Genomic DNA, 6305 nt, shown 5'->3' on the forward strand with positions numbered 1-6305 from the left:
AAACACTTTCTTAAAAAACAATAACTATGGTACGAGGAAAAACATTATTCATCTGCACCGAGTGCAAGAAAGTCTTTATGGCACCGGATGTGGAATACGGTGCAATGGCCTATTCCGTTCCGATGCCTTGCAAACGTTGTGGAAGCAGACGCACGTTGCCTGTATTCCAATTGTTGGCTTATCCGGTGTATAAAGGCATATGGGAAACGATAGAAAGGGAAAAGAATGAAAAAAACGATAACAATGAAAATAGATAAAGATGATCTCCTTTTTGGGGCCATCATCGGCGGATTAGTGCTTTGCAGTCCGTTTATTGCCATGTATCATATAGGTAAATGGATTTATAGCAAAACACCCAAAAAGATTAAAGAGCAAAAAGCAGAAGAGAAAAAACGGGAGGAGATGAACAGGGAGATACATGAGTTGGAAAAGCAACTGGGACTTGGGGAGCGTGCTGACAGTTATACGAACTACGACCCTTTGTATATCGGTAATAAACAGGAAGGTAGGGAAGGTTATTGGTCGGATTTGAAAAAGAAAGCTGCTTCGGGTTATAAAAGCCCGGACTTGATATGGATGATTAAAGAAGTAAAAAGCGGGCTTTGTGCACCGCGGTTCGGTTATGGTGATTGTCAGGTCTTGTTGCTGCTGCATAAAGACTGCTACGACATTCTTGGTTGCGTACCTATAGAAAGAGGGTCATTGGAACATATAGGGAATGGCAGTGAAGAGCCGGGAAAATTGCCAAGAGCTGACCGCTATGTGAAAGCAGCTTACGAAATGATGACTTTTTCAAACGACTATGCAGTGCGGCTTCAGACGCTGTCGGAATGCGGGAATTATCAGGATTATTATGTTTATGCGGTTCCGGGAAACTTCCAATTCTCTGATGTGGAAACGGGGATGGATGAACGGTTAAAAAAGTTTATAGCAGATTTCCAACGTAAATATAAGAAGCAATGAAGAAAGACAAATATTATTATATGGTCCTGAAAGTTCAAGAGGAATATTTCTTGAATTTCGTATGACCATACTGCAGGCATCGCTCATATTTTATTCCCGTTCCACTTCTTCCAGTCCTATTAAGTCGTATCCTTTGATTTGGGCAACGATAAGATGCAATGTGGTTCCTTGGATGAGCGTTTGCACTTTGGGACCGGAAGCGTAGTCTTTCACTTGCTTTATGGCTTCCGTCTGCTGTGCTTCCGCTCTCTCATCGGTAGCTGTGGCAGGCAGGTATTTCAATTCTAAAATATAGCTGTGCTTTACCATGGGCCAACGTACCAGGTCGGGCATGAGGAAGAAATCGCAATAACCGTGATTCAATTCCACTTCGGGGGCGGTCAGGTAGTAAGGGTTCAAGCTGAGGTAAGCATTCATAAAACCTTGCAAGTTCCGTTCACCTTCTATCAGGCTGCGGATGGCGGTGGTGTCATGATATGCTTTGAAAATATGTTCCAGCATGGGATGCCAATTCCCTTTGAAAGCTGCGTCGGTATAGCTGCGAAGCAACGGAGAAAGTTTTATCGGGTGTACCTTTTTGTATTCGTTCAATAAGAAATCGTAATATTGCTTCCGTACGTTGTTGTTCGGGATGCCCAGTTCTTGCTCGATTCCGTAAGTTCCCGTGATGGTCAGCATGCCGTAATAGAATAACAGGCTCTTGAATATTTCCGGGTCGGTCAGTCGGGATGCCGGGAATGAATTGGCTACGATGCCGGTAGTTGTTCCCTTTTCTGCCACTTCCAATAATACGCCTTTGCGATCACCGTCTAACTGGTCTAACTTAATCAGCTTGTCCAATTTCGTGTAATCTGTACACGTGTTGCGGTCTACCATTTCTTTAGGGGCACATCCGTGTTGGATATAGTAATTCAAATAATAAGTAACCATATCGCAGTTAAACATCTTCGGGTCTGTATAGACTACCTCTTCTGAAAAGCAATATCCGTCGTACCAGGGTTTCATTTCTGCTATCAGATGTTCTTCATCGGCTTTTAATGTACCCGCAGACTGGTAGTAACGGATCATTTCGCGCACGTCTGTTTCGCTGAACCCTAACATCCGGTTGAAGCGGGCATCCATCGTGATGCTGGTGGCGATGTTGTAACCGCTGGTCACGTCATCTAAGGTCACGGGGCTGACTCCCAGCATCAGGATACGGTCGAAGTTGCCTTTAAATTTCTTGAATACATCACGGTAAAAGCCGCTGGCGAGGGTTATGACATGATAAATGGCTTCACCTTCTTCGTTCAGTATGGTATTGGTGAAATTGTCGTATTCGTCTACTATCAGATACAGTTTATGGTTGCGTGCGCTGGCTGCTGCAATGATAAGGGCGAACTTGGTGTTTGCGTCTTGCGCTCCTCTTATTCTTTCTACAAAGTCGGCGGGATAATAGGCGGCATAACGTTCTGCAAAATCGTCTAACCGCACTTCGAAGTAGCGGTTGAAATTCAAAGGGAGTGCATCTGCATTTCCTCCGACTTGCGAGAAGTCTAAGTGCAGCACTTGAAATTTGCCTTGCCATTGGGTAGGATGGTCTGCTACCCAAAGCCCTTTAAACAGTTCTCTGAAATTTTCTTTTTCGTTGATGTCGTAATAATAGCGGAGCATGGACAGGAAAAGGCTTTTCCCGAAACGGCGCGGGCGGATAAGGAACAGGAAACTCGCCACATCTTCCATGCGTTGGATATAGGCACTTTTGTCTACATAATAATAATTTTCTTCCCGAATCCGCCGGAAGTCTGATATGCCGTAAGGGAGGAGCTTGTATGTATTCATATTATTGCCGCATTGATACCTTTTGTTTTAGTGATGTTGTAACTGAGCGCTATCGTTGCAAAGGTAGCATTTTCTTTTGAAACGTCCAATACCGGAAGAGCTTGTTCTTTATATGAAATGAGGTCATTCCGGAAAAAGTCATGAGTGGTTATGCTGTATGAATCTGCGAGATTACAAGGATGATTCATGCATATATGTGCATAAGCCATTTCAATTATATGCGGACATGAAGGAAGATAGTCGCGTTGTGCCGGTCACGTAGAAGCATTGGCGCGAGGGTGGGCTTCTTTGTCTATATTAATGGGAATATTTTTGCAAAGTAATCGTGTGTGCGGACGAGCCGGACAAGGTGGTTTTCTTGCTTGTGTAGCTTGTCTTGATTTCTTTGTTAGATAAACTATGTTAAAACTATAGTTCTCCCAAAAAGAAAACTTACAAGATGCTTGTGTGTTAATAAAGTTATGTGAATCAGTTTGTTAAGATTTTGTTTTGGAAAACTTTCTTTTTTGTTTTGCAGATTGGAAAAACATCTTTAGCTTTGTACCACCTTATGAAAGACGATAGATTTTAATCAAAATACTCATTAATCGTGGAAAATCAGACGTTCAGTTACGACGAAGCATATAATGCCTCGTTGGATTATTTCAAGGGAGACGAGCTTGCCGCCCGCGTGTGGGTGAACAAGTATGCCGTAAAGGATTCTTTCGGCAATATTTACGAGAAATCTCCCGAAGATATGCATTGGCGTATCGCGAATGAAGTGGCACGTATCGAAGCCAAGTATCCGAATGGGTTGAGCGCAGAAGAGCTGTTCCGCCTGTTTGATCATTTCAAGTACATCATTCCGCAGGGAAGCCCGATGACGGGCATCGGAAACAATTATCAGATTGCGTCCTTGTCGAACTGCTTCGTAATCGGGCTGGACGGAGCTGCCGATTCGTATGGGGCCATCATCCGCATCGACGAGGAGCAGGTGCAGCTGATGAAGCGCCGCGGAGGGGTAGGGCACGACCTGTCGCACATCCGCCCGAAAGGTTCGCCGGTAAAGAACTCGGCGTTGACTTCTACCGGGCTGGTGCCATTTATGGAGCGTTATTCCAACTCTACGCGCGAGGTGGCGCAAGACGGACGCCGCGGGGCGCTGATGATGACGGTATCTATCAAGCATCCCGACTCGGAAGCTTTCATCGATGCCAAGATGACCGAAGGAAAGGTTACGGGAGCCAATGTGTCGGTGAAGCTGGACGATGAGTTTATGGAAGCTGCCGTGGAAAACCGCCCGTATGTGCAGCAGTTCCCTATCGGTTCGCCTCATCCGATGGTGAAGAAAGAGATTGACGCTTCGGCTTTGTGGAAGAAAATCGTGCACAACGCGTGGAAGTCGGCAGAGCCGGGCGTGTTGTTCTGGGACACGATTCTCCGCGAGTCGGTGCCCGATTGTTATGCCGACTTGGGTTTCCGCACCGTGTCTACCAACCCGTGCGGCGAAATCCCTCTGTGCCCGTACGATTCTTGCCGTCTGCTTGCCATCAACCTGTATTCGTATGTGGTCAATCCGTTTACTCCGGAGGCTTATTTCGATTTCGATTTGTTCAAGAAGCACGTGGCTTTGGCACAGCGCATCATGGACGACATCATCGACCTGGAGCTGGAAAAGATAGAGAAAATCATGGAAAAGATAGATTCCGACCCCGAAAGCGAAGAAGTGAAAGGTACGGAGCGCCATTTGTGGGAAAAGATTTACCGCAAGTCGGGCATGGGACGCCGTACGGGCGTGGGCATCACTGCCGAAGGCGACATGCTGGCGGCTTTGGGATTGCGCTACGGGACGGAAGAGGCAACCGAGTTTGCCGAACGGGTGCAGAAAACCATTGCGCTGGAGGCATACCGTTCTTCGGTTGTTATGGCAAAGGAACGTGGCGCGTTCGAGATTTACGATACGGAACGCGAGAAGGACAATCCGTTCGTGAACCGCTTGCGTGAAGCCGACCCCGGGCTTTATGAGGAGATGAAGAAGTACGGCCGGCGTAACATCGCGTGCCTGACCATTGCCCCTACGGGGACCACCAGCCTGATGACGCAGACCACTTCGGGCATTGAGCCGGTGTTTATGCCGGTTTACAAGCGCCGGCGCAAGGTGAATCCGAATGACGAGAACGTGCGCATCGACTTTGTGGACGAAACGGGAGACGCTTTCGAGGAATACCTGGTGTTCCATCACAAGTTCCTGACGTGGATGAAGGTGAACGGTTATGACCCTGACAAGCATTACACGCAAGAGGAAATTGACGACCTGGTGGCGAAATCTCCTTATTATAAAGCGACTTCGAACGACGTGGACTGGCTGATGAAGGTCAAGATGCAGGGACGCATCCAGAAATGGGTGGACCATTCGATTAGCGTGACCATCAATTTGCCGAACAACGTAGACGAAGAGTTGGTGAACCGTCTGTATGTAGAGGCATGGCGGTCGGGCTGCAAGGGATGTACGGTGTACCGCGACGGTTCGCGTGCAGGCGTGTTGCTTTCTGCCAAGAAGAAAGACGACAAGAAAGAGGAAGAATGCCATTGCAAGCCTCCTCAGGTAACGGAAGTCCGCCCGCGTGTGCTCGAAGCCGATGTGGTGCGTTTTCAGAACAACAAGGAGAAATGGGTGGCGTTCGTCGGTCTGCTCGACGGTTATCCTTACGAAATATTTACCGGTCTGCAAGATGATGACGAGGGCATTGTATTGCCGAAATCGGTAGTCCGCGGCCGCATCATCAAGAATTATGACGAGAACGGCGTGAAGCGTTATGATTTCCAGTTCGAGAACAAGCGTGGATATAAGATGACGATTGAAGGATTGTCCGAGCGCTTCAACAAGGAGTATTGGAATTATGCGAAACTGATTTCAGGCGTGTTGCGCTACCGGATGCCTATCGAACAGGTGATCAAGTTGGTCAATTCGCTCCAGCTCGATAGTGAGAATATCAATACGTGGAAGAACGGTGTGTCACGTGCATTAAAGAAATATGTGCTCGACGGCACGGAAGCCAAAGGCGTGAAATGCCCGAATTGCGGCAATGAGACTTTGGTTTATCAGGAAGGTTGCCTGATTTGCAAGACTTGTGGTTCTTCGCGTTGCGGATGACTTTGCTTTTCACCACAGATTACGCAGATTTATAAAAAATGCCAATCAGGAGTTAAAAGGGAGTTATAGGTAGTTATCGCCCGCCGGTGCGGGCTGGGAGTTAGATGCCAATACCTTTTTGCGCCGCTTCTGTAGAGACGATGTGCACATCGTCTCTACTACGTGGCATATACAAAATGCACAAAATAAATACCGCGTGAAGTATAACTCCTGAACGAAGTGATAACTCCCGTGAAACATAACTACGTTTAACTCCTGATTCGCATAAAAATTATATTCTTGATTTAGAAGCTGTTTTGAATTTATCGTGCGATGATTTGGGATGAGTTTTTGAGGCATTTCCGCTTCTGTGATGAGGAAGATAGCGGGCTATCTGACGAAGAACAGG

4 protein-coding genes are annotated in these 6305 nt (G+C 46.9%); 3 read left to right on the forward strand and 1 reads right to left on the reverse strand.

Features of this window, described 5'->3' with window-relative positions; all coding sequences use genetic code 11:
- Positions 1-26 precede the first annotated feature (26 nt).
- Positions 27-257, forward strand: a complete 231-nt coding sequence (locus B5F78_RS10160) for a hypothetical protein (RefSeq protein ID WP_087406633.1) — start codon at positions 27-29, stop codon at positions 255-257.
- Positions 244-963 carry a hypothetical protein gene (locus B5F78_RS10165; protein ID WP_087406634.1) on the forward strand — a complete coding sequence of 240 codons (720 nt, stop codon included), beginning with the start codon at positions 244-246 and terminating at the stop codon, positions 961-963. The genes B5F78_RS10160 and B5F78_RS10165 overlap by 14 nt, the downstream gene beginning before the upstream one ends.
- Positions 964-1053: 90 nt before the next feature.
- Here the strand turns inward: B5F78_RS10165 and B5F78_RS10170 are convergent, their stop codons facing one another.
- Positions 1054-2784: an ATP-binding protein gene (locus tag B5F78_RS10170; RefSeq protein ID WP_087406635.1), complete on the reverse strand. Its 1731-nt coding sequence runs from the start codon at positions 2782-2784 to the stop codon at positions 1054-1056.
- 589 nt (positions 2785-3373) lie between these two features.
- Between B5F78_RS10170 and B5F78_RS10180 the strand changes: the two genes are divergently transcribed.
- Positions 3374-5917, forward strand: a complete 2544-nt coding sequence (locus B5F78_RS10180) for an adenosylcobalamin-dependent ribonucleoside-diphosphate reductase (RefSeq protein ID WP_022040445.1) — start codon at positions 3374-3376, stop codon at positions 5915-5917.
- Positions 5918-6305 lie beyond the last annotated feature (388 nt).

Source organism: Bacteroides sp. An279 (assembly GCF_002159615.1).
GTDB lineage: Bacteria > Bacteroidota > Bacteroidia > Bacteroidales > Bacteroidaceae > Phocaeicola > Phocaeicola intestinalis.